Raw genomic sequence first — 22,555 nt, 5'->3', positions numbered from 1 at the left:
GGCACCCGCCGGAGCGGGTGCCGGGCCGGTCGATCTCAACACCGCTGACGCCGCCGCCCTGGAGTCCCTGCCCGGGGTCGGGCCGGTCACCGCCTCGGCGATCCTCGCGTGGCGGTCGGCCAACGGCGTGTTCACCAACGTCGACCAGTTGGTCGAGGTCGACGGGATAGGCCCGGCGACGCTGGCGAAGTTGCGCCCCCTGGTGACGGTGTGACCGATCCGCAGCCTCGGGCGCCGGCCCACGCGGCGCCTGGGATGCCGGCGGCCCGCGACCTGCGGCTGGTGGTGCCCACGCTCGCGGTGTTCGTCGCCACCGCTGCGACTGTCGCCCTCCGCCCCGCTGTCGCGGCCGCCCTCGCGGTGGTGCTGCTGGCCGCCGCCGTGGTGTCCGCGGCGTGGTCGACGGGCGCGGGCGGCCGATCGAGGACCGACCGCGTCGCACTCGGGGTGGTGGCGTTGGCGTGCGCGGTCGGTGCGGTCGCGGCGGGGGCCCAGGCGGCGCGGACGTACGCGCTGGCCGCGCACCCGCTGGTCGATCTGGTGGGTGCCCGCACCGGTGTGGAGGCGGTGGTGACCGGGTTCGACAGGCCGGTCCGCAGCGGCGGGGTCATGGTGCCCGTGCGGGTCGAGGCCACCGGGACGGGCACCGCGGCGCGCCGCGGCGAGCTCGACGTGGTGCTCCTCGCGCGGGAGGGCTGGCGGGGCCTGCCACCGGGGACCCGGGTCACCACTTCGGTGACGGTGCTGGAGCCCCGATCGGTCGGCGAGCCGCCGGGCCTCCGGGCTCTCGCGCCACCCCGGATCACCGGTCCTCCGGGCTGGAGCGGCCGGGTCCCCGCGGCGGTACGGCACCGTTTCCGCGAGGTGTCCGACCGGGCCCTGTCCGGGGAGTCCGCGGGCCTGCTGCCCTCGTTCGTACTCGGCGACGAGAGCGGCGTGTCGGTCGAGACACGGGACGAGTTCCGCGCGTCCGGGCTCGCGCATCTCGCCGCCGTCTCGGGCGCCAACACGACCTACGTCGTCGGAGCGGTGCTGCTCGCGGCCGCCGCGGCAGGTGTCGGTCGTCGTGGTCGCCTCCTGGCCGCGGCCCTCGCGTTGGCCGGGTTCGTCGCGGTGGTCGGCCCGGAGCCGGCGGTGCTGCGCGCGGCGGGGACGGGGGCGATCGGCCTGGCCGCCCTGGGCGCGCGCCGCACCAGCAGGCCCCTGGCGGCGCTGGCGGCGATCGTCCTCCTCGTGGCACTCCTCGACCCCGCGACGGCGACGGGGGCGGGTTTCGTTCTGTCGGTGTCCGCGACGGCCGCGCTGGTGGTGGCCGCGAGGCCGGTGGCCCAGCGGCTTCGCCGACCGTGGATTCCCGGCCCCGCCGCCGACGTCCTGGCGGTCTGCCTGGTCGCGCACGTGGCCACGCTCCCGATCCTCGTGGCCTCCGGGCTCGGGTCCGGGCCGTGGGCGCTACCCGCGAACATCGCGGTCGCCCCCGCGGTGCCGGTCGTGACGGTGCTGGGCACCGCGGCCGCCGCGCTCGGCCCGCTGTGGCAGGGCGGGGCCGTGGCGCTGGCCGCGGCGTGCGCGCCCGCGCTGTGGTGGCTCGACACCGTCGCCGGCGTCGCTGCCGGCCTCCCCGGCTCGCCGACGGTCACGCCCGCGTGAGCAGCTCCTGCTCACGGACGAGATCCAGGGACAGCGTCCGGTACCCCTGCTCTTCGAAGAACACGGTGAGGCGGTCGTCATCGACACTCATGACGATCCCCGGCCCCCACTCCCGGTGGGTCACCGCGGACTGGAGAGGGAAGTCCGCCGCATCATGAGTGATGTCCACGGCCGTGCCGGCGTCGCAGGTGTCGCAGTTCCCGCAGGGATCGGCGAGCTCGTCACCGAAGTATCCGAGCAGGAACTGGCGTCGACACCCGTCGGTCTCCGCGTACCCGCGCATCATCTCGATCCGGGAGCGATCGATTCTCTCGAGCGTCTCGGACATCTCCTCCGCGCGGCGCACCGCTTCCTTGGGACGCACGTCTTCGACGAGCTCGAGCCCCTTCTTGCCGGAGGAGAGCAGGCCGGCCGCCTCGAGCAGGTTGACCGCGCCCGTGACACGCTTCCCGCCCGCGTCGACGGCCTTCTTCAGCTTGCTCAGTCGCACCGGCCCGTCCGCTCGGCGCAGGTGACGGACGACGGCTCGGATCACCTCCTCGTCCGCGCTGTGAGACGAGAAGAAGCTGCGGAGGCCGAGGTCCTCGCTGCGGTAGTGCAGTTCGATGGTGGCCGGCTCGCCGTCGCGTCCGGCGCGCCCGGCCTCCTGGTAATAGGTGTCCAGCGAGTCGGGGATGTCGGCGTGGAGGACGAACCGTACGTCCTCCTTGTCGATGCCCATCCCGAACGCGTTCGTCGCCACCACCACGTCGAGGTGACCGTCGAGGAAGGCGCCCAGCGTCTCCTCGCGCTCCGCCGCCTTCTGCCCGGCGTGATAGGCGCGGACCCTCAACGGACGGTCCGCGGCGGCCGAGCGCTCGGCGATGCGAGCCGCGTAGTCCTCGGTGGCCTTGCGGGTCGCCGTGTAGACGAGCCCGGGACCGACCAGTTCGACGGCCCGCTCCACGACCGCGTCCTTCTTGTCGTCGTCCTCCACGTGGCGCCGCACGGCGAGGTGCAGCTCCGACCGGTCGAAGCCGCCGGCGAGCACGAGCGCGTCGGACATGGCCAAGCGGTCGAGGATCTCCTCCCGCACCGGTGTCGAGGCGGTCGCGGTGAGCGCGATGACGGTCGGTGACCCCATCCGGTGACGTGCGGTGTCGAGGCGGAGGTAGTCGGGACGGAAGTCGTGCCCCCAGGCGGACACGCAGTGCGCCTCGTCCACGACGAGGAAGCTCGGGCCCGCCTGGCGGAGGCGGTCGAGGACTTCGGCCTTGGCCAACTGCTCGGGGGTGAGGAACACGAAGTCGACGCGCCCGGCGACGACGTCGTCCCACGCCTCGGCCTGCGCCCGCGCGCCCATCGAGGAGTTGATCGCCAGCGATCGGGTGGGAGCGGCGGCGGCGAGCTCGTTGAGCCCCTCGCACTGGTCGGTCTGCAACGCGATGAGAGGGGAGACCACGATGCACGGGCCCTCCGTCATGATCCCGGCGAGCTGGTAGATCGCCGACTTGCCGTAACCGGTGGGCAGGACGGCCAGCACATCGCGGCCGCTCACCGCCGCCCGGATCGCCTCGGCCTGCGGCGGCCGCAGTTCGTCCCATCCGAAGACGCGCTCCGCCACCTCGAGGGGATCGGTGGGCTCGGCCTGCGTCGTCGTCACGTGTGCGTCCTCTCCGTCGCGGTCGGGCGGCCCGCGGTGGGATGGTCCCGGACCCCCGAGGGTAAGCGCAGGCCGGGCATCGGCCACCGCGCGCGGCTCCCGCCGACCGGTCGCGCCCACCCCACGGGCGCACTTACAGTCGGCTCATGGAGATGCGCATCACGCTTCGGGTCGACGGCGCGCAGCACGAGGTCACGGTGGACACGCGGACCACGCTGCTGGACGCGCTGCGCGATCGGATCGGCAACTACTCGCCCAAGAAGGGGTGCGACCACGGCCAATGCGGTTCGTGCACCGTGCTGGTCGACGACCGCCGGGTCACCTCGTGCCTGTCCCTGGCGGTGGCACAGGACGGCCGGGACGTCGTCACGGCGGCCGGATTGTCCGAGGACGGGCTCCATCCGGTCCAGCAGGCGTTCGTCGACACCGACGCGTTCCAGTGCGGGTACTGCACACCCGGGCAGGTGTGCAGCGTCGTGGGGATGCTCGACGAGGCCGGACAGGGCACCCCGAGCCACGTCACGGAGGACCTCGACGCCGAGGTCGAGCTGACCGACGAGGAGATCAGGGAACGGATGAGCGGCAATCTGTGTCGGTGCGCGGCGTACCCGAACATCGTCGCCGCGATCCGGCAGGTCCGGGACTCTGCGCCCGCCGACCGGGAAGGGGCCCGACCATGAGACCGTTCCGCTACGAGCGCCCGGAGGACGCCGACGCGGCCGTCGCGCTGCTGAGCGAGCACGAGGGTGCGAGACCGCTGGCCGGCGGCACCAACCTGGTCGACCTGATGAAGCTCGGGGTGGCGACCCCGGACGTCATCGTGGACGTGTCCCGGCTTCCGTTGGACACCGTCGACCCACTGGACGGGGGCGGGGTGCGGATCGGCACCAACGCGCGCAACGCCGACCTGGCCGGGCACCCGCTCATCCGCAGGGATTACCCGGTGCTGAGCCGGGCGCTGCTCTCGGCGGCCTCGCCGCAGCTCCGCAATCTGGCCACGACCGGCGGCAACCTCCTCCAACGCACCCGCTGCGTCTACTTCCAGGACGTCACTACCCCGTGCAACAAGCGCGAGCCCGGCAGTGGGTGCTCCGCGATCGGTGGGTACACCCGCTACCACGCTGTGTTCGGTCACTCGGACGACTGCATCGCCACGCACCCCTCCGACATGGCCGTCGCGCTGGCCGTGCTCGACGCGACGGTGGTGGCCCTCGGGCCCGGCGGGGAGCGCCGGATACCGGCGGCCGACTTCCACCGCCTGCCGGGGGACCGGCCGCATCTCGACACGGTCCTCGAGCGAGACGAACTGGTGGTCGCGGTGGAGCTACCGCCGCCGTTGACCGGCGCCGTCTCGACCTACCGGAAAGTCCGCGACCGGGCGTCGTTCGCGTTCGCGCTCGTCTCCGTCGCCGCGCACCTGGAGATCGACGACGACGAGGTGATCACCGGCGTCCGGATCGCGTGCGGCGGGGTGGCGCACAAGCCGTGGCGGGCGGCCAGGGCCGAGGAGCTGCTCGTCGGGCGCGCCGTCTCGACCTCCGCGTTCGCCGAGGCGGCGGACGCCGAACTCGCGGACGCGACGCCCGTAGAGGGCGCCGAATTCAAGGTCCCGCTGCTACGGCGGACCATCATCGCCGTCCTGCGCGACCTTGCCGCGGAGGCCGCGGGCAGGCACGCGGGCGTCACCGGAGAGGAGGGTGCGCGATGAGCGCCATCGGCACCTCGACCCCGCGGCTCGACGGGCCCGCGAAGGTCACCGGGACCGCGCAGTACGCCTTCGAGCACACCGGGCCCGGCGAGCCCGTGTTCCTCCACCCGGTCACCTCCACCATCGCGCGCGGCTCCGTCACCTCGATGGACACCTCCGAGGCCGAGTCGCAGCCCGGGGTGCTGGCCGTCCTCACGCCGTGGAACGCCCCGCGGCTGGCCGACACCTCCGAGCGCGAGTACGTGATATGTCAGGACACCGACGTGCTCTACCGCGGCCAACCGATCGGTCTCGTCCTGGCCGAGACGGCGGAGGCGGCCCGGTGGGCGCAGTCGCTGGTGCGGGTGGAGTACGACCAGCAGCCCCACGACGTCGGCTTCCGCACCGACCACCCGGACGTCTACGAGCCCGAGGTGGTCAACGGCGGCTACGAGCCCGCGTCCTCGACCGGCGAGATGGGGCCGTCGCTCGCCCGCGCGCAGACGCATGGCCACGTGGTGGATCAGAGCTACTCCACGCCGGAGGAGCACAACAACCCGATGGAGCCGCACGCCGTCTCGGCGCACTGGGACCCCGACGGCCCGTTGCTGACCATGTACGACTCCACACAGTCCCCGCACGGCGTGGCCTCCACGCTCGCGCCCGTCCTCGGGCTGGAGGCAGAGCAGATCCGGGTGATCGCCCCGCACGTCGGCGGCGGGTTCGGATCCAAGGGCGCGCCGCACGCCCACGACGTGTCGGCGGCGCTGGGCGCCATGCATCTGCCGGGCCGACTCGTCAAGTATGCGGTGACCCGGCAGCAGATGTTCGTCTTCGTGGGTTACCGCCCGCGGACGGTCTCGCGGGTCCGGTTGGCCGCCGACGCGGACGGCCGCCTCACCGCGATCGGCCACGAGGCGTGGTCGCAGAGTTCGCGGGTCAAGGAGTTCGTCGAGCAGTCGGCCGTGCCGTCGCGCTCGATGTACGCCGCGCCCAATCGCCGGACCTTCCACCACGCCGTCCCCCTGGACGTGCCGGCCCCGTACTGGATGCGGGCGCCGGGGGAGGCCCCGGGTGCGTTCGCGGCCGAGGTCGCGATGGACGAACTCGCCGAGGCGTGCGGGCTCGACCCGATCGAGTTGCGGGTGCGCAACGACCCGGAGACCGACCCCGAGTCCGGTAGACCGTGGTCCTCGCGGCGTCTGGTCGACTGCCTGCGCGAGGGCGCCGAGCGCTTCGGGTGGTCCGAGCGCCCCGCGACACCGGCGTCCCGCCGGGACGGTCGCTGGCTGGTCGGCTACGGCGTCGCCAGCGCCGCGTACCCGCACATGGTGCAGCCCGGGTCGCAGGCCACGATCCGCGCGGAGGGCGGCGGCCGCTACCGCGTGCAGGTCGGCGCCGTGGACATCGGCACCGGCACGTGGACCGCGCTCACCCTGGTCGCCGCGGACGCCCTCGGGGTCCCCGCCGAGGCCATCACCCTGGAGATCGGCGACACCGCCCTGCCGTACGCCACCGTTGCCGGCGGCTCGTCCGGCATCTCGTCGTGGGGGTCGGCCATCTTCGCCGCGGCCGGGCGGTTCCGGACGCGGTACGGCGACGACCCGCCGGCGGGTGCGGAGACCACCGCCGCCGCCGGCGACAACCCCGAGCTCGAGCGCTATCGTGCGATCTCGTTCGGCGCCCACTTCGCGGAGGTCCGCGTGGACGCCGACACCGGCGAGATCCGGGTGCCACGGATGCTCGGCGTGTTCTCGATCGGCCGGGTCGTCAATCCCCGTACCGTGCGGTCGCAGTTCATCGGCGGCATGACCTTCGGGCTGTCCATGGCGCTGCACGAGCAGAGCGTCCGCGACACCCGGTTCGGCCACGTCGTCACCCAGAACCTAGCGGACTACCACGTGCCCACCCACGCCGACGCCACCGACATCGACGCGGTCTGGCTGGACGAGGTCGACGAGTTCGCGACCCCGATGGGCACGCGAGGGGCGGGGGAGATCGGCAACGTCGGCAGCGCGGCCGCCGTGGTCAACGCGATCCACAACGCCACCGGTGCGCGCATCCGCGACCTGCCCGTCCACGCCGACGCGCTGCTGGAGTATCTTCCGGTCGATCAGTAGGCGCGGCGGCGACCGCCGGTCAAGCGGGGCTCAGCGGGCGCGGTGGTCGCCGGTCGCGGACGCCAGATCCTCCGGCCGGTCGACGTCGCGCGGCGACCCCGTGCCGTCGCAGGGGACCTCCGTGACCAGGTGGGAGTGCGCCCGGAGGTAGTGACGGGCCCCGGCGTCGCCGGACGCCGAGTCGATGACGCCCGCGTGGTGGTCGGCGCCGAGGAGGACCGGGTGGGCTCGGATTCCGCCGTAGGTCGCGACCGCCAGCGAGGACCCGGCGGCGGCGACGCGGCGGACCGCCTCCGCACCGAGCCAGGGCATGTCCACGGGCACCACCACGACGTCGTCCCCGCCGATCGCCGTGAGCCCGGCGCGGAGCGACGACCCCATCCCCGTCTCCCACAGCGGATTGGGCACCACCTCGGCGCCCGGCACGGCGAGTTCGACCGCACCGCTGACCACGACGACGCGATCGCACCCGCCTTCGCGGAGCAGGGCCACGGCGCGGTCGACGAGCCGCGTGCCGTGGAGCTCGACCAGGGCCTTGGGGCGGCCGAAGCGCCGGCCGGCCCCGGCCGCGAGGACGAGCCCGGTCACCGGTGTATCGCCACGTCGAGCCCGGACAGCGGGGCGCCGGAGCCGCCGCGCCGGTGCGCGACGAGTTCGGCGGCGATCGACAACGCCGTCTCCTCGGCAGTGCGCGCACCGAGGTCCAGGCCGATGGGGGAGCGTAGTCGTGCCAGCTCGCTCTCGGTGAGGCCCTCGGCCCGCAACAACTCCAGGCGCTCGGCGTGGACGCGTCGGCTGCCCATCGCCCCGACGAATCCCGCGCGGCCGCGCAGAGCGGCGCTCAGGAGCGGGATGTCGAACTTGTGGTCGTGCGTGAGCACGCAGATGGCCGTGGTCTCGTCGACGGGCACCGAGGCCAGGTGGTCGTGCGGCCACCGGGTGACGACCTCGTGGGCGTCGGGGAACCGTTCCGGCCCGTTCAGCGCGGGTCGGGCGTCGCAGACCACCACCCGGTAACCGAGCATCGCGCCGACGCGGCTCAGTGCCTCGCCGAACGCGCTGGCGCCGAAGACCAGCAGGGTGGGGGAGGCGAAGGAGTGCAGTAGGACGCGGGCCACCGGGTCGCCTTCCCGGTCCGGGCCGTCGTGGTGGCCGTCCTCGTCGGGGCTGGCGCGGCCGTCGAGGTCGATCGTGATCGCGCCGGCCCGGCCGAGGTGTCCGGCCGCGAGGCGGGCGATGCGCCGGTCGAGGTCGTCGTCGCCGAGGGAGCCCTCGGCGCCGTCGGCTCCGACGAGCAGGTGCGTGCCGGCGCGGTCGCCCGTCAGCGCGGTCGCCAGGACGACGGGTTCTCGGCCACGCAGCAGCTCGTCGAGACGGCCCAGCAGCGTATGGCCCGCGGCGTCGACGGGCTGGACGAAGACCTCTGACGTCCCGCCGCACGTCGGCCCCTCGGAGAGCGGGGAGCCGTCGGACCCGTCGAACCGCGCCAGGGCGGGGCGACCGTCGTCGAGGACCTGCCGGCACAGCTCGAACACGGTCCCGTCCACGCAGCCGCCCGAGACCCCGCCGACGACGTCACCGGTGGCGGCGACCGCCATCGCGGCACCCGCCGGCAGGGGCGCCGAGCCCCCGGTGTGGACGACCCGGGCAAGGGCACACGGCGTCCCGTCGCGGCGCCACCGCCGCACGGCGTCGAGCACGAGATCCACGCCGCCCAGTATCGCGAGCCCCGCGAGCCGCCGCATCCGCTGCCCGGGCCACTGACCGGATGCACGGCCAGCGCACGCGGTGGACCATGAACCGCGAGAACGGATCCCGACGTCGCCGACCCTCAGGGGGCAGGAATGAGCAAGCGGGAAGACCTGGCAGGACGGACGGTCGTGGTGACGGGCGCCTCGAGCGGATTCGGCCGCGGCACGGCGCTGAAGCTGGGTGAGCTGGGCGCCCACGTCGTCGTCGCCGCCCGACGCCCGGGCGTCCTCGACGAGGTGGTCGCGCAGATCACCGACTCCGGCGGCACCGCGCTGGCGGTGCCCACCGACGTCAGCGACGCCGACGCGGTCGAGCGGCTCGCGACGGCCGCCGAGGACCGGTTCGGGCACATCGACGTCTGGGTCAACAACGCCGCGGTCGGCGTCATGGGCCTGTTCTGGGAGATCCCGCTCGCCGACCACGCGCGGCTCGTCGACGTGGACCTCAAGGGGATGATGACCGGCGCCCACGTGGCGCTGCGCCGGTTCGTCGATCGCGGCGAGGGCGTGTTGGTCAATGTCAGCTCGGTCGCCGGCGAGGTGCCGCTCGCGTACCAGGCCAGCTACGCCGCGGTGAAGGCCGGCATCACGAGCCTGGGCCGCTCGCTCAACGAGGAGCTGCGGCTCGCCGGACTGCACGAGACGATCAAGGTCGGCACCATCCTGCCGTGGGCGGCCGACACGCCCTGGTGGGACCACGTGGGCAACTACACCGGCCACGCGCCGAGGCTGGCGGCGATGGACGACCCGGACATCGTCGTCGACGCGATCGTCGACGCGTGCGTCGACCCGCAGCAGGAGCAGCCGGTCGGCCCCAAGGCGCGCGGCTCCCACGCCTCGCACCGGCTGTTCAAGGAGCTCACCGAGCGGTTCTCCGGCAAGCTCTCGGAGTCGGAGATCGGCAAGGGCACGCCCGCCCCGGACACCTCGGGCGCCCTCCACGAGCCGATCGCGGAGGGGACCGAGGTGCACGGCGACACCCGCGAGCGGATGGTGATGGAGGACGGCGAGCGCCGCCCGTGAGGCCGCGCCCCCGTGAGGCCGCGCCCCCGTGAGGCCGCGCCGCGGAGCGCTTCGCGGCCGCGCTAGGGCGTCGGCATGCCGCCGGTCACCGCGAGCGTCTCGCCGACCACGTAGCTCGACTCCGGCGACGCGAGGAACACGTAGGCGGGCGCGAGCTCGGTGGGCTGCCCGGCGCGGCCGAGCGGGGTGGAGGTGCCGAACTCCGGCAGGTCCTGCTTCTCCTGGCCGTCCGACACCTGTAGAGGCGTCCAGATGGGGCCGGGCGCGACGGCGTTGACGCGGATGCCCTTGGGTGCGAGCTGCTGCGCGAGGCCCTTGGTGAAGTTGTTGATCGCCGCCTTGGTCGAGGAGTAGTCCAGCAGGTTCGGCGCGGGCATGTACGCCACCACCGAGGTGGTGTTGATGAGCGTCGACCCGGGCTCGAGGTGCCGCAGCGCGCCCTTGGTCACGCGGACCATCCCGATGATGTTCACCCCGTAGGTGTCGGTGAGTTGGTCGTCGGGCAGGTCCTCGAGGTCCGGGGCCACGACCTGCTTGCCCGCGTTGTTCACGAGGATGTCGAGCCCGCCGAGCTGCTCCGCCGCGGTATCGGCGAGGCCCTCGCAGAACGTGCGGTCGGTGAGGTCGCCGGGCAGGAGCGCCACCGTGCGTCCCTCGCGCTCGATGATCTCCGCGACGGCGCGGGCGTCGGCCTCCTCGGCGGGCAGGTGGTGGATGGCCACGTCGGCGCCCTCGCGGGCGAAGGCGATGGCCACCGCGGCGCCGATTCCGGAGTCACCGCCGGTGATGAGGGCCCTGCGGCCGGTGAGCCGACCGGTACCCCGGTAGGAGTGCTCGCCGACGTCGGCGCGCGGCTCGAGGTCGGCGCCCAGGCCCGGCTCGGGCTGGTGCTGGACCGGCGGCTCGATGGTGGGGTACCGCGTGACGGGGTTCTGGAACGTCAGCTGGTCGGTCCGGGTGGTGTGGGTGTCCTGGTTCTGGCTCATGTCCTACCTTCCGGGTCGGGTGTGATTCCGCGCGCCCGGGGCGACGCCTCGGCGTCGCCCGTCGGGGTGGCCTCGGTGCCCCAACGTAGCCACGGGCCGGGGAGCGGGCGACCGGTCGGAGGCGCGTGGCACGATGACGGGGCACGACGACGACGAGGACGACGACGAGGAGCGCAGATGGCATCGGGGTCCGCACCCGCTGTGTTGCACCTGGTGTTGGGGGAGGACGAGTTCCTCACCGAGCGCGCCACCACGGGCGTCGTCTCGGCGGTCCGCGCGGCCACGCCGGCCGGGCAGGACCCGCCGGTGGTCTCCCGGCTGGGTGGTCCCGAGGTGACGGCCCCGCAGCTGTTCGAGCTGCTCTCGCCGTCTCTGTTCGGCGAGGCGCGGATCGTGGTCGTCACCGGCGCCGCGGAACTGGGCAAGGACGCCCAGGCCGCGGTGCTCGACGCCGCGCGGGACCTGCCGCCGGAGACGGTCCTGGTGGTCCAGCACACCGGCGGCGGCCGCGCCAAGACACTGGTGGCGGATCTCCGTAAGGCCGGCGCGGAGGAGCACGCGGCCGGCAAGCTCACCCGCCACATGGACGTGGTGGGGTTCGTGCGGTCAGAGTTCCGGGGCCTGAACGTGCGTGTGGCCCCCGAGGCGTGCGAAGCACTGGTCGAGGCCGTGGGGACCGACCTCCGTCAGCTGGCGTCGGCGTGCGGGCAGCTCGTGGCCGACACCGGCGGCAAGGTGGACGTGGAAGCCGTCCGGCGCTACCACTCCGGGGTGGTGGGCGTCAGCGGGTTCACGGTGGCCGAGCGCGCCGTGACCGGGGACGTGGCCGGCGCGATCGAGGCGCTCGAGTGGGCGCTGCACACCGGGGTGCCGGAGGTGGTGCTCGCCGACGCGCTCGCGGACGCGGTGAACTCGATCGCCCTGGTGGGCACCCAGCGCGGTGCCCCGCCGGCAGAGCTGGCCAAGCAGGGCCTGCCGCCGTGGAAGGTCAAGAAGGTCACCGCCCAGACGCGCTACTGGTCCATCGAGACGCTGGGCACCGCACTGCAGGTGGTCGCGCGGCTCAACGGCGAGGTCAAGGGTCGGGCGGAGAACCCGTACTACGCCCTCGAGCGCGCGGTGCGCGAGGTCGGGTCACTGGCCTCTCTCTGACCGGCGGGCGCCCACTGCCGGCGCCTGTCCGTGTCCCACGGCCGAGGTGGCGGGGCACACGACGAGGGCCCACCCCGTGCACGTGGTGCGGAGTGGGCCCTCGGAGCCTCGACGCGTCGGTGACGCTGACGCGGGGCTGGGCGGCTCCCGGCGGGGGAGCGCCGGGGTGACTCAGAGGCTGTTGACGGCCTTGGTCAGCGCCGACTTCTTGTTGGCGGCCTGGTTCTGGTGGATGACACCCTTGCTGGCGGCCTTGTCGAGCTGGCGGGAGGTGGCGACGAGCAGGGCGCCGGCCTTCTCCTTGTCACCGGACTCGGTGGCCTCACGCAGGCTGCGGATGGCGGTACGCAGAGCCGACTTGGTCGACTGGTTACGGAGGCGGTTGCGCTCGTTGGTGCGGTTCCGCTTGATCTGGGACTTGATGTTGGCCACTCGTCACACCTTTATGTCGTGTGTCGACGGCTCCACGAGGGGATCCCGCCGATCTGATGTCTGGTCGTCTCGTCCGTGCGGGCACGTGGAACGTGCTCCGGTGGACACCGACGGCCCACTTTACCAGTGGGGTTCTCACCGGCCAAAACGTCGGCCGACCCCCGTCGCGGCCGACCACGCTACTGGGACGCCGCCCACTCGGCCACCCGGCGGTCGCTCTCGGCGTCGGAGAGGTCCTCGACACGGGTCATCACCGACCACCGCACCCCGAAGGGGTCACGGAGGGAAGCGTAGCGGTCGCCGGAGACGAACGTGGCGATCTGCTCGCGGACCGTCGCGCCGAGGGCGACGGCCCGCTCGACCACGCCGTCGACGTCCGGGCAGTACAGCCCGAGGGAGTAGCAGTCGTCGTCGCCGTCGGGCATCGCGACGAGGCCGTACTCCGGGTTGACCGCGCCGAGCTGCAGCCTGCCGTGGCCGAAGTCGAGCTCGGCGTGGACGACGACCCCGCCCATCTCGGTCACCCCGCAGACGCGCGCGCCGAAGGCCTCCGCGTAGAAGCGCAGTGCCCCGGCGGGGTCGCGGAGCGCCAGGAACGGGGTGAGGCTGGTGCGCCCGTGCGGGATCCCGTCCGTCGTGTACTCGCCGGTCGCGCCGGCCCGCGTGTTCGGTGTGGTCATGCCGATGACGCTAGGGCGCGCGATCACGCGCGGACTTGTAGATTCGCGACAGATGTCCCCTCCGGCGGATCGGGGTTCGGCGATGAGCGATCTCGACGACGCGCGCGGCGTGCTCTACCCCGACGCGCTGCCCACCTTCCACCGGCGTGCCGTGCCGGAAGGGCTCGCCCCTCTCGCCCGGTGGTACTGGATCGCGCGGTGGGACCTGCCGGACGGCGAGGTGTCCATCCAGGCGCTGCTGCCGTTCCCCGCGGCGAACCTGGTCGTCCAGCCCGGGGGGATCACCCTGTCCGGTCCGACCACGGCCGCCTCCTCCCGGCATCTCGAGGGCCGGGGATGGGCGTTCGGGGTGCTCCTGCGCGCCGTCGGTCTGGCCACGCTCGGGGTCGCCCCCGCCGAGATCGTCGACGAGGAGATCCCGTTCCACGGGGCGGGGGAACTCGAGGTCGACGTCGCCCGGCTCATGGAGGCGGGCGACGACGCGGCGGCCGCCCGGGTCATGTCCGGGTGGTGGACGACCGTGGCCCGGGCCCCCCGACGCGAGGCCGAGGGCGCGCGACTGGCCGATCGGCTCATCGAGATGGTGGAGACCGACCCGGGGATCGTCGGGGTCGAGCAGCTCGCGCAGCGGATGGGGATGTCGACCCGGGCGCTGCAGCGCCTCGCCGCGCAGTACATCGGCCTGTCCCCGCTGAGGATCATCCGCCGCTACCGGCTACAGGAGGCGGCACTGCGACTACGGCGGGACCGGCACGTCACGATCGCCGACGTCGCCGCCGAGCTGGGCTACGCGGACCAGTCACATTTGGCGGCGGACTTCCGCTCGACCCTCGGGCTCGCGGCGCGGGATTACCGACGTCAGCGCCACCCGTAGTCCGCGCGGAGCCGCTCGGCGACCTGCTCGAACTTCTGTCGCGGGCAAATCGCGCCCTCGCGTCGGATGCCCTGCTCGGGGACGTCCAGCACCCGGTCCAGGCGCACCCAGCTCGGCCGGCCCTCGGAGTCCCAGGGCCCCGATCCGAGTCCGAGCCACTCCTCGTCGTCGTCCCGCTTGTCCTTCGACGACAACTGGAGGCCGAGCAGACGGTCCCCGTCACGCCCCACGACGAGGACCGGCCGGTCCTTTCCGCGTCCGTCGTTCTCCTCGAACTCCACCCACGTCCACACGATCTCGCCGGGATCGGCGTGACCGTCCAGGTCCGGGGTGTAGGAGATCGTGCGCGCGCGGCTCGAGGTGGGTGCGGTGCGCGTCGTGGCCGGCCGGCCCGGCGCGCCGGCCTGACGCGAGAGGGCGGGGGAGACGCCCCGGTCGTCCAGACGCCTGCGCACCTCGCGCGCGACCGTCGGTCCGTATCTACGGCCCATCCGGACCGCCGTGCGACCCACGCGGGCCCAGTCGATTGCCATGCCCGTCAGGGTAACCGCCATAGGATCGGCCCATGGACATGCTGTTGGCCGTGGTGTGGGCACAGGACGGGCCGGTGGGGCCGGCGGGGGCGCAGGGGTTGCGCGGGCGGATCGCGGAGGCCGTGACGGGGCCGCTGGCCGCACTGGGCGTCGACGAGGTCGTGGTCAACGTGCGCAACGAACAGGTCGCCGGCGCGATGATCGACGTGCGCGTCACCGAGCTGCCGGTGCTCGCGGTGGTCCGCGCCCGGGTGCCGGTCGCCTCGGCCACCGCGTGTGCCGAACTCCTCGCGGCGCTGGGGGCGCTCGGGCCGGTGTCGGCGTGGTCGGTCACCGCGTCCGAACCCCTGCCGGCCCCGGCGCCCGGACCTGACGGGCGCTGCGAGGGGATGGCCAATATCGCGTTCCTGCGCCGGCCGGGGCGGATCGGGCGTGAGGAGTGGCTGCGTGTGTGGCTCGAGGAGCACACGCGGGTGGCGATCGATACCCAGTCCACCACCTCCTACACCCAGCACGTGGTGGTCCGCGCGCTCACGCCGGACGCCCCGCGGATCGACGGGATCGTGGAGGAGGTCTTCCCCGCCGAGGCGGCGACGGACCTGGGCGTGTTCTTCGACGCGCGAGGGGACGACGAGCGTATGACGGCCAACATGCGGGCGATGACCGCGTCGACCGCGCGGTTCCTCGACGACGGCACCGTGGACGCCGTCCCCACGGGCCGATACGTGGTGGGTGTTCGGGCTGCGGGCGTGTGACAATGGGGTGATCGCCCGGACGGACCGCAATCCAGCAGCACCCGGGCCCGCCTCCAGGAGTGATCGAGATTCCCAACTTCGCAGAGACGACGTTCACCGATCCGGCCAGGATCAGGAACTTCTGCATCATCGCGCACATCGACCACGGCAAGTCGACGCTGGCCGACCGGATGCTGCAGCTCACCGGCGTGGTCGAGGAGCGGCTCATGCGCGCCCAGTACCTCGACCGCATGGACATCGAGCGCGAGCGCGGCATCACCATCAAGGCGCAGAACGTCCGCCTGCCCTGGGTGCCGCGCTCCGGCGCGCACGAGGGCGAGGAGATCGTCCTGCACATGATCGACACCCCCGGTCACGTGGACTTCACCTACGAGGTCTCCCGCGCGCTCGAGGCGTGTGAGGGCGCGATCCTCCTGGTGGACGCCGCGCAGGGCATCGAGGCACAGACCCTGGCCAACCTCTACCTGGCCATGGAGAACGACCTCGAGATCATCCCCGTGCTCAACAAGATCGACCTGCCGGCCGCGGACCCCGACCGGTTCGCCGAGGAGATCTCCCACATCATCGGCTGCGAGCCGGGCGACGTCCTGCGCGTCTCCGGCAAGACGGGCATGGGCGTCGAGGCGCTGCTGGACAAGCTGTGCGAGACCATCCCCGCCCCGGTCGGTGACCCGGAGGCCCCGCCGCGGGCGATGATCTTCGACTCGGTGTACGACACCTACCGTGGTGTGGTCACGTACGTCCGCGTGGTCGACGGCTCCCTCAAGCCGCGCGAGAAGGTCAAGATGATGTCCACGGGCACCACCTACGAGGCGCTCGAGGTGGGGATCATCTCGCCCGAGCCCAAGGCCACGGACGGGCTCGGCCCCGGCGAGGTGGGCTACCTCATCACCGGCGTGAAGGACGTCCGTCAGTCCAAGGTCGGTGACACGGTCACCGCCGCGCGGAACGGCGCGGAGGAGCCGCTGCCCGGTTACGCCGAGCCCAACCCCATGGTCTTCTCGGGCCTGTACCCGATCGACGGCTCGGATTACCCGGTGCTGCGCGACGCCCTGGACAAGCTGCGCCTCAACGACGCGTCCCTGGACTACGAGCCCGAGACGTCGGTGGCGCTGGGCTTCGGCTTCCGCTGCGGCTTCCTGGGCCTGCTGCACATGGAGATCACGCGCGACCGCCTGGAGCGCGAGTTCAACCTCGACCTCATCTCCACCGCCCCGAACGTCGTGTACCGCGTCGTGGCCGAGGACGGCTCCGAGCATCAGGTCACCAACCCCTCGTACTGGCCCGAGGGCAAGAATCGCGAGGTCTACGAGCCGATCGTCAAGTGCACGATCATCGTGCCCAGCGAGTTCGTTGGCACGACCATGGAGCTGTGCCAGTCCAAGCGCGGCGAGATGAAGGGCATGGACTACCTGTCGGAGACGCGGGTGGAGTTGCGCTACGTGCTGCCGATGGGCGAGATCATCTTCGACTTCTTCGACTCCCTCAAGTCCCGCACCAAGGGTTACGCGTCGATGGACTACGAGGAGGCCGGCGAGCAGATCGCGGACCTGGTCAAGGTCGACATCCTCCTACAGGGCGAGGCTGTGGACGCGTTCAGCGCGATCGTGCACCGCGACCACGCGCAGGCGTACGGCAACAAGATGACGGTCAAGCTCAAGGAGCTCATCCCGCGTCAGCAGTACGAGGTGCCGGTGCAGGCGGCGATCGGGTCCAAGATCATCGCGCGCGAGAACATCCGCGCCATCCGCAAGGACGTGCTGTCCAAGTGCTATGGCGGCGACATCAGCCGTAAGCGCAAGCTGCTGGAGAAGCAGAAGGAGGGCAAGAAGCGGATGAAGTCCATCGGCCGGGTGGACGTGCCGCAGGAGGCCTTCGTCGCGGCGCTGTCGGCGGATTCGAGCGCGGACAAGAAGTAGCGCGGGCGTCGACCGCGTCAGGCCCGGGCGCGGTGGCGGCGGACCGCGCACCGGTTCGTGCAGCGCGTCGAGCAGTACGCCTTGCGCCCGTTGCGGGTGGTGTCGGCGAACACGGCGTCGCAGTCGTCGGCCGCGCACCGCGCGAGCCGGTCGATGCCGCGTGAGGTGAGGTGCAGGGCGGTGCCCACCGAGAACATGGCGGTGAGCAGCCGGGCGAAGCACACGTCGTCGGCGCGGTAGTGGACGTGCCAGTGTCCGTCGTGGTCGGTCAGGCGGGGCGGCCCCGAGTGGTCAGCGAGCAGGGCGTTGAGCGCGGTGGCGCGCTCACGGGGGTCGGTGGTGTCGACGACGACGAGCCAGTCGTCGAGGAACGTCAGCAGGTCCCCGAGGTCCGCGTCGGAGGCGCTCCGATCGATGGTCACACCCGCTTCGCGGCAGCGGTCCACCAGCTCGCGGGTGGTGCGGGGGCGGCGGTTGGCCAGGTCGGCGGCCAGGGTGACCGGATCGGCTCCGTAAGGGTTGATATACACAAACCGATTACAGCACAGTTACCGGCATGTCCTTCTCCCTGGCGAGCGCAGCCTCGTCGTCCGCCGTCGGTGTCTCGGTGTGGGTCCTCGCTGCCCTGGTGCTGGCGGCGTTCATCGCGGGCTGGGTCGACTCCGTGGTCGGCGGGGGCGGACTGATCCAGTTGCCGGCGCTGGTCATCGGGCTCCCCGCCGACACCTCCACCCCGGAGATCCTCGGCACCAACAAGCTCTCGTCGGTGGCCGGGACGCTCATGGCCACGGCGACCTATCTGCGCCGGATCCGGGTCCCGGTGGCCATGGTCGCGCCGCTGGTCGTGGCCGCCTTCGCGGGCTCCGCGGCGGGCTCGTCCGTCGCCCGCTTCATCCCCAAGGAGCTGCTCACCCCGCTCGTCCTGGTGGCGGTGGTCGCGGTGGGGGCCTACACGTGGTTCAAGCCGAGCCTGGGGCGTGTCCACGAGGAGCGGCACTCGGGCTGGTCCCGCGCGTGGCGCTCGGCGCTCATCGGCGTGGTGGTGGGCTTCTACGACGGCATCCTCGGCCCGGGGACGGGATCCTTCTTCGTCATCGCGATCGTCGCGTTCCTGGGCTTCGGGTTCCTCCAGGGCACCGTGGCCGCCAAGATCGCCAACCTCACCACCAACCTCGCCTCGATCCTCGTGTTCGGTGTGCACGGCGAGGTCCTGTGGATCCTCGGCGGCTGCATGGCCCTGGCCAACCTCACCGGGGGCTTCCTCGGGGCCCGCATGGCCATGAACCGCGGCAACGAGTTCATCCGCACCGTGTTCCTCGCGGTCATCGCGATGCTGGCCGTGAGGCTGGCGTGGGACACCGTCGCGCAGTGGGTGTGAGGTGCGCTGCCGCGCGGTGCACGTGACGCGCGTTGCCGCGCGGCGGTCGTGAGCGGACGGGGGCACGGTCGGGGAGCGGACGTAGACTGCCCCTCATGACCACTCCGAGCCCCGAGGCCCCGCGTCACCCGCTGCTCGACGAGTCCCCGCTGCCGTACGGACTGCCCGACTTCGCGGCGGTGCGGGACGAGGATCTCGAGCCGGCCATCCGCACCGCGATCGACGATCACGCGGCGGAGATCGCCGCGATCGTGGGCAACCCGGAGCCGCCGACGGCCGAGAACACCGTGGTCGCGCTCGAGCGCTCGGGCCGTGCTCTGGACCGGGTCCTGTCGGTCTTCTACGGACTGCTCGGCCCGGACGCCACGCCCGCCCGCCTGGCCGTGGAACGGGTCGTCTCGCCGCTGCTGGCCGCGCACCGTTCGGCCGTGATGACGGACCCCGGCCTGTTCGCGCGCGTAGACGCGGTCCACTCCGCGCTGGAGTCCGGCGAGCCGGACCTCGACGACGAGACCGCGCGGCTCGTCCGCCGGCACCACCGGGACCTGCTCCGTGCCGGTGCCGCGCTCGACGACGCGGGCCGGGCCCGCCTCACCGCGATCGACACCCGTCTCGCGGAGCTCACCACGGAGTTCGGCGAGAACCTGCTGGCCTCCACCACGGAACTGGCCGTCCCCGTCACCGACGAGGCCGAACTCGCCGGGCTGCCGGAGTCGATGCGTGCCACGCTCGCCGCGACCGCCGCCGACGCGGGCCGGGACGGCTGGCTGATCCCGCTCGGGCTGCCGACGGTCCAGCCGATCACCGCCTGGCTCGACGACGCGGGCCTGCGCCGCCGCGTGTCGGAGGCCTCGCTGGGCCGGGGCGCGACCGCGGGGCACGACAACACCCCGATCGTGCTGGAGATCGTGCGCCTGCGCGCCGAGCGCGCCCGCCTGCTCGGGCTGGGGTCCCACGCCGAACACGTCCTCGCCGTGGAGACGGCCGGGACCCCGGAGGCGGCCCGCGGTCTGCTGCTCGACGTGGTCGACGCCGCGGTGACCAACGCCCGCAACGAGGCCAAGGACCTGCTCGGTGGCGAGGAGCGCGAACTGCACCCCGCCGACTGGGCGTGGGAGTCCGAGCGGCTGCGGGCCGAGAGGTTCCGGGTGGACGACGCGACCGTCCGTCCGTACTTCGAGCTCGAGCGGGTGCTGCACGACGGGGTGATGCACGCTGCGTCGGAGTTGTACGGCCTGCGCTTCGCCGAGCGCACCGATCTCGCCGGATACCTGCCCGATGTCCGCGTGATCGAGGTGTTCGACGACGAGCGCTCGGAGCCGGATGCAGGCGTCGGCCTGCTGTTGTTGGACTACTACGCCCGTCCGACCAAGCGCGGCGGGGCGTGGATGAGTTCGTTCCGGGACCAGTCCCGGCTCCTGGACTCCCGCCCGGTGGTCGTCAACGTCATGAACCTCGCCCGTCCCGCGGCGGGGCAGCCCACGCTGCTCACCATGGACGAGGTCACGACGATGTTCCACGAGTTCGGTCACGCCCTGCACGGACTGTTGTCGGACGTGGAGTACCCGGTGTTCTCGGGCACCTCGGTCCCGCGCGACTTCGTCGAGTTCCCGTCCCAGGTCAACGAGATGTGGGCGCGCCGGCCGGAGATGCTCGCCCGCTACGCGCGGCACGTCGAGACAGGGGAGCCGATCGGTGAAGAACTGGTGGAGCGGATGCGGGAGGCCGAGCGCTTCGGCGAAGGCCAGGCCACCGTGGAGTACCTCGCCGCCGCCCTGATCGACCTCGAGTGGCACTCGCTCACCCCGGAGGAGGCGGAGGCCGTCACCGACGTCGACGAGTTCGAGGCCCGTGTGCTGGCCGATGCCGGCCTCGACGTACCGGGCATCGAGCCGCGGTACCGGTCGCGGTACTTCCAGCACATCTTCGCCGGCGGGTACTCGGCCGCCTACTACTCGTACTTCTGGGCCGAGGTGCTCGACGCCGACGCCGCCGAGTGGTTCGTGGAGCGCGGTGGTCTGAAGCGGGACTCGGGGGACCGGATGCGGCGCGAGGTCCTCTCGCGGGGCGGCGCGATCGATTTCCTCGACGCCTACCGGCGGATGCGCGGGTCCGAGCCGAACACGGCGGCCCTGCTTCGCCGACGCGGGCTCGACTCCTCGGTGGTGGGAGGTCGCCGCGCCGCCGCCACCGGGCGGCCGTAGGATCCCTGCGTGACCGCGCTCCTGCAGTTCTGGGACAGGGCCGAGCTCTGGCTCGCCACCCTGCCGTTCCCCCTGCAGGTCGCGATCATGCTCGCGATGGGGGTCCCGCTGTTCCTCCTCGTCGCCGTGGCGGTGGAGTGGATCGCGGATCTGCTCGTCCAGAGGTTCCGCGCGCTCGTCGCGCCGCGGACCGCCGAGACCGGGAAGGAGGTCCGCTGATGCCCCGGTCGCGTGTGACACTCGCCCTCGTCCTGCTGATCGCGTTCGTCGTGATCGCATGGGTCCTCGTCGAGGTCCTGTAGACCCCGTTCACATTCGCTGCACGGAACCGTTCGCAACGCGACCCGTGGGCCGAAACCCGGACGTACACTCCCTCCATGCAGCGCTTGAGTGGGCTCGACGCCAGCTTTCTCTACTTCGAAACCAGATCCCAGCTCCTGCACGTGTGCGGGCTCATCGTGCTGGATGTCTCCGAGATGCCGGACGGGTACTCGTTCGGGGCCCTGCGGGACGAACTCTCCCGCCGGATCACCGCGATGCCCCCGTTCCGCCGTAAGCTGCACGACTCGCTGCTCAACGTGGACCATCCGGTCTGGGTGGAGGACGAGGACTTCGATATCGACCACCACCTGCACCGCGTCGGTATCCCCGGCCCCGGCGGGGATCACGAACTCGCGGAGCTGTGCGCCCACCTCGCCGGCCAGCCGATCGACCGGTCGATGCCGCTGTGGCAGATGTACGTCATCGAGGGCCTGCGGGACGGTCGGGTCGCCGTGTTCGCGAAGATGCACCACTCCACCGTGGACGGCGTCACGGGAGCCAACATGCTCTCGCAGCTGTGCACGTTGACGCCCGAGGACCCGGACCTCGACGAGGAGCTGGTCGGCCAGAGCGCCGGTGGCTCCGGAGCGCTGGAGCTCGCCGTCGGCGGGGCGCTGTCGCGCCTGGCCACGCCGTGGCGGCTCGCCTCGTTGCTGCCGGGCACGCTCGGCGTGTTGCCGTCGTGGATCAATCGCGCCCGCAAGGGGTTGGCCATGCCCGCGCCGTTCACGGCTCCGCGCACCCCGTTCAACCGCACCATCACCGGTCACCGGTCCATCTCCTTCGCCAGCGTGGACCTCGAGGACGTCAAGCGCGTGAAGAACGCCTTTGGCACGACGGTCAACGACGTGGTGCTGGCCGTGTGCTCCACCGCCCTGCGCAAGTACCTCGACGATCTGGACGCCCTGCCGCGCAAGCCGCTCATCGCGATGGTGCCGATGTCCGTGCACGCCGCGGAGTCCCGGCCCGGCACCAACCGGGTGTCGGGGATGTTCATGTCCCTGGCCACGGATATCGACGACCCTGTCGGGAGGCTCGAGGCGATCCGCGACGCGAACACCGTGGCCAAGGACCACACCGACGCCCTGGACGCCAACCTGCTCACGGACTGGGCGCAGTTCGCCGCGCCGTCGGTGTTCGGGTCCGCGGTGCGTATGTACTCGCGGCTACGACTCTCCGAGCGTCACCCGGTCGTGCATAACCTGGTGGTCTCGAACGTGCCCGGCCCCAATTTCCCGCTGTACTTCCTGGGCGCGAAGATCGAGAAGATGATGCCTATGGGCCCGGTGTTCCACGGCGCCGGCCTGAACTGCACTGTGATGTCGCTGGACGAACGCCTCCACTTCGGGTTCATCGGGTGCAAGGACCTCGTGCCGGATCCGTGGCCGCTCGCGGACGCGGTCGAGGACGCGCTGGCGGAATTCGTCGCCGCGGCGGACGAGCGCGAC

General features: G+C 72.3%; 21 protein-coding genes and 1 pseudogene. 14 read left to right on the top strand and 8 right to left on the bottom strand.

The window, feature by feature from the left end:
* Both KHA85_RS10145 and KHA85_RS10140 read left to right on the top strand, forming a co-directional pair.
* Positions 1-214: ComEA family DNA-binding protein (locus KHA85_RS10145; RefSeq protein WP_213185701.1), on the top strand; the 214-nt coding region annotated here is incomplete at its 5' end.
* Positions 211-1,650: a ComEC/Rec2 family competence protein gene (locus tag KHA85_RS10140; protein WP_308936916.1), complete on the top strand. Its 1,440-nt coding sequence runs from the start codon at positions 211-213 to the stop codon at positions 1,648-1,650. The genes KHA85_RS10145 and KHA85_RS10140, both read left to right, overlap by 4 nt.
* Here KHA85_RS10140 and KHA85_RS18475 read toward each other — a convergent pair.
* On the bottom strand, positions 1,637-3,292 hold the full coding sequence (locus KHA85_RS18475) for a RecQ family ATP-dependent DNA helicase (RefSeq protein ID WP_213185700.1): 1,656 nt from the start codon (positions 3,290-3,292) through the stop codon (positions 1,637-1,639). The genes KHA85_RS10140 and KHA85_RS18475 overlap by 14 nt on opposite strands.
* Before the next feature lie 146 nt (positions 3,293-3,438).
* Between KHA85_RS18475 and KHA85_RS10130 the strand changes: the two genes are divergently transcribed.
* The 3 genes from KHA85_RS10130 to KHA85_RS10120 are packed head-to-tail and all read left to right on the top strand — an operon-like array spanning position 3,439 to position 7,099.
* Positions 3,439-3,972 carry a (2Fe-2S)-binding protein gene (locus tag KHA85_RS10130; RefSeq protein WP_007629892.1) on the top strand — a complete coding sequence of 178 codons (534 nt, stop codon included), beginning with the start codon at positions 3,439-3,441 and terminating at the stop codon, positions 3,970-3,972.
* Positions 3,969-5,000 (top strand): FAD binding domain-containing protein, encoded by a 1,032-nt coding sequence (locus tag KHA85_RS10125; protein WP_213185699.1) that lies wholly within the window; start codon positions 3,969-3,971, stop codon positions 4,998-5,000. Before KHA85_RS10130 ends, KHA85_RS10125 begins: the two co-directional genes overlap by 4 nt.
* A complete protein-coding gene (locus KHA85_RS10120; protein WP_213185698.1) occupies positions 4,997-7,099 on the top strand; it encodes a xanthine dehydrogenase family protein molybdopterin-binding subunit in 2,103 nt (700 codons plus the stop codon). The genes KHA85_RS10125 and KHA85_RS10120 overlap by 4 nt, the downstream gene beginning before the upstream one ends.
* A 30-nt stretch (positions 7,100-7,129) precedes the next feature.
* Here KHA85_RS10120 and KHA85_RS10115 read toward each other — a convergent pair whose 3' ends face one another.
* A complete protein-coding gene (locus KHA85_RS10115) occupies positions 7,130-7,687 on the bottom strand; it encodes a nucleotidyltransferase family protein (RefSeq protein ID WP_213185697.1) in 558 nt (185 codons plus the stop codon).
* The gene (locus tag KHA85_RS10110; protein ID WP_308936915.1) at positions 7,684-8,808 is read right to left on the bottom strand and encodes an XdhC family protein; all 1,125 of its coding nucleotides are present in this window, start codon (positions 8,806-8,808) and stop codon (positions 7,684-7,686) included. The genes KHA85_RS10115 and KHA85_RS10110 overlap by 4 nt, the downstream gene beginning before the upstream one ends.
* A gap of 135 nt (positions 8,809-8,943) precedes the next feature.
* Here KHA85_RS10110 and KHA85_RS10105 point away from each other — a divergent pair, with 135 nt between their 5' ends.
* Positions 8,944-9,873, top strand: a complete 930-nt coding sequence (locus KHA85_RS10105; RefSeq protein WP_213185695.1) for an SDR family NAD(P)-dependent oxidoreductase — start codon at positions 8,944-8,946, stop codon at positions 9,871-9,873.
* A gap of 62 nt (positions 9,874-9,935) precedes the next feature.
* Here KHA85_RS10105 and KHA85_RS10100 read toward each other — a convergent pair whose 3' ends face one another.
* Entirely contained in the window at positions 9,936-10,859 is a 924-nt protein-coding gene (locus tag KHA85_RS10100; protein WP_213185694.1) for an SDR family oxidoreductase, read from the bottom strand.
* Between the two features lie 177 nt (positions 10,860-11,036).
* On the opposite strand from KHA85_RS10100, the gene holA reads away from it, so the two are divergent.
* Positions 11,037-12,011, top strand: coding sequence for a DNA polymerase III subunit delta (gene holA, locus KHA85_RS10095; protein WP_213185693.1), 975 nt, complete (start codon positions 11,037-11,039; stop codon positions 12,009-12,011).
* Positions 12,012-12,182: 171 nt separating this feature from the next.
* Here the strand turns inward: holA and rpsT are convergent, their stop codons facing one another.
* Together rpsT and KHA85_RS10085 are read right to left on the bottom strand one after the other, a co-directional pair.
* Positions 12,183-12,443, bottom strand: a complete 261-nt coding sequence (gene rpsT / locus KHA85_RS10090) for a 30S ribosomal protein S20 (protein ID WP_007629872.1) — start codon at positions 12,441-12,443, stop codon at positions 12,183-12,185.
* A 179-nt stretch (positions 12,444-12,622) separates the two neighbouring features.
* A complete protein-coding gene (locus tag KHA85_RS10085) occupies positions 12,623-13,123 on the bottom strand; it encodes a VOC family protein (RefSeq protein ID WP_213185692.1) in 501 nt (166 codons plus the stop codon).
* Between the two features lie 82 nt (positions 13,124-13,205).
* Here KHA85_RS10085 and KHA85_RS10080 point away from each other — a divergent pair, with 82 nt between their 5' ends.
* Positions 13,206-13,997: an AraC family transcriptional regulator gene (locus tag KHA85_RS10080; protein WP_213185691.1), complete on the top strand. Its 792-nt coding sequence runs from the start codon at positions 13,206-13,208 to the stop codon at positions 13,995-13,997.
* On the opposite strand, the gene KHA85_RS10075 is transcribed toward KHA85_RS10080, so the two are convergent.
* Complete coding sequence (locus tag KHA85_RS10075) at positions 13,982-14,530, bottom strand: type II toxin-antitoxin system PemK/MazF family toxin (RefSeq protein WP_213185690.1); 549 nt, start codon at positions 14,528-14,530, stop codon at positions 13,982-13,984. The genes KHA85_RS10080 and KHA85_RS10075 overlap by 16 nt on opposite strands.
* Positions 14,531-14,562: 32 nt before the next feature.
* Between KHA85_RS10075 and KHA85_RS10070 the strand changes: the two genes are divergently transcribed.
* Together KHA85_RS10070 and lepA are read left to right on the top strand one after the other, a co-directional pair.
* Complete coding sequence (locus tag KHA85_RS10070; protein ID WP_213185689.1) at positions 14,563-15,285, top strand: EthD domain-containing protein; 723 nt, start codon at positions 14,563-14,565, stop codon at positions 15,283-15,285.
* A 59-nt stretch (positions 15,286-15,344) separates the two neighbouring features.
* The gene (lepA, locus tag KHA85_RS10065; protein ID WP_213185688.1) at positions 15,345-17,204 is read left to right on the top strand and encodes a translation elongation factor 4; all 1,860 of its coding nucleotides are present in this window, start codon (positions 15,345-15,347) and stop codon (positions 17,202-17,204) included.
* Between the two features lie 17 nt (positions 17,205-17,221).
* Here lepA and KHA85_RS10060 read toward each other — a convergent pair whose 3' ends face one another.
* Complete coding sequence (locus tag KHA85_RS10060) at positions 17,222-17,734, bottom strand: CGNR zinc finger domain-containing protein (RefSeq protein WP_061913702.1); 513 nt, start codon at positions 17,732-17,734, stop codon at positions 17,222-17,224.
* A 26-nt stretch (positions 17,735-17,760) separates the two neighbouring features.
* On the opposite strand from KHA85_RS10060, the gene KHA85_RS10055 reads away from it, so the two are divergent.
* The 4 genes and pseudogenes from KHA85_RS10055 to KHA85_RS18040 all read left to right on the top strand — a co-directional run.
* A complete protein-coding gene (locus KHA85_RS10055; protein WP_213185687.1) occupies positions 17,761-18,582 on the top strand; it encodes a TSUP family transporter in 822 nt (273 codons plus the stop codon).
* 95 nt (positions 18,583-18,677) lie between these two features.
* Entirely contained in the window at positions 18,678-20,786 is a 2,109-nt protein-coding gene (locus KHA85_RS10050; RefSeq protein ID WP_213185686.1) for a M3 family metallopeptidase, read from the top strand.
* A gap of 9 nt (positions 20,787-20,795) precedes the next feature.
* On the top strand, positions 20,796-21,005 hold the full coding sequence (locus tag KHA85_RS10045) for a hypothetical protein (RefSeq protein ID WP_007629858.1): 210 nt from the start codon (positions 20,796-20,798) through the stop codon (positions 21,003-21,005).
* A 158-nt stretch (positions 21,006-21,163) separates the two neighbouring features.
* Positions 21,164-22,543 (top strand): annotated as a pseudogene (locus KHA85_RS18040) (WS/DGAT/MGAT family O-acyltransferase); the annotation flags it as partial.
* Between the last annotated feature and the right edge of the window lie 12 nt (positions 22,544-22,555).

It is taken from the genome of Dietzia massiliensis (assembly GCF_018390595.1).
Classification (GTDB): Bacteria; Actinomycetota; Actinomycetes; order Mycobacteriales; family Mycobacteriaceae; genus Dietzia; species Dietzia massiliensis.
The sequence above is the reverse complement of the archived record's forward strand: the minus strand, read 5'-3'. Positions and strand labels throughout refer to the sequence as shown.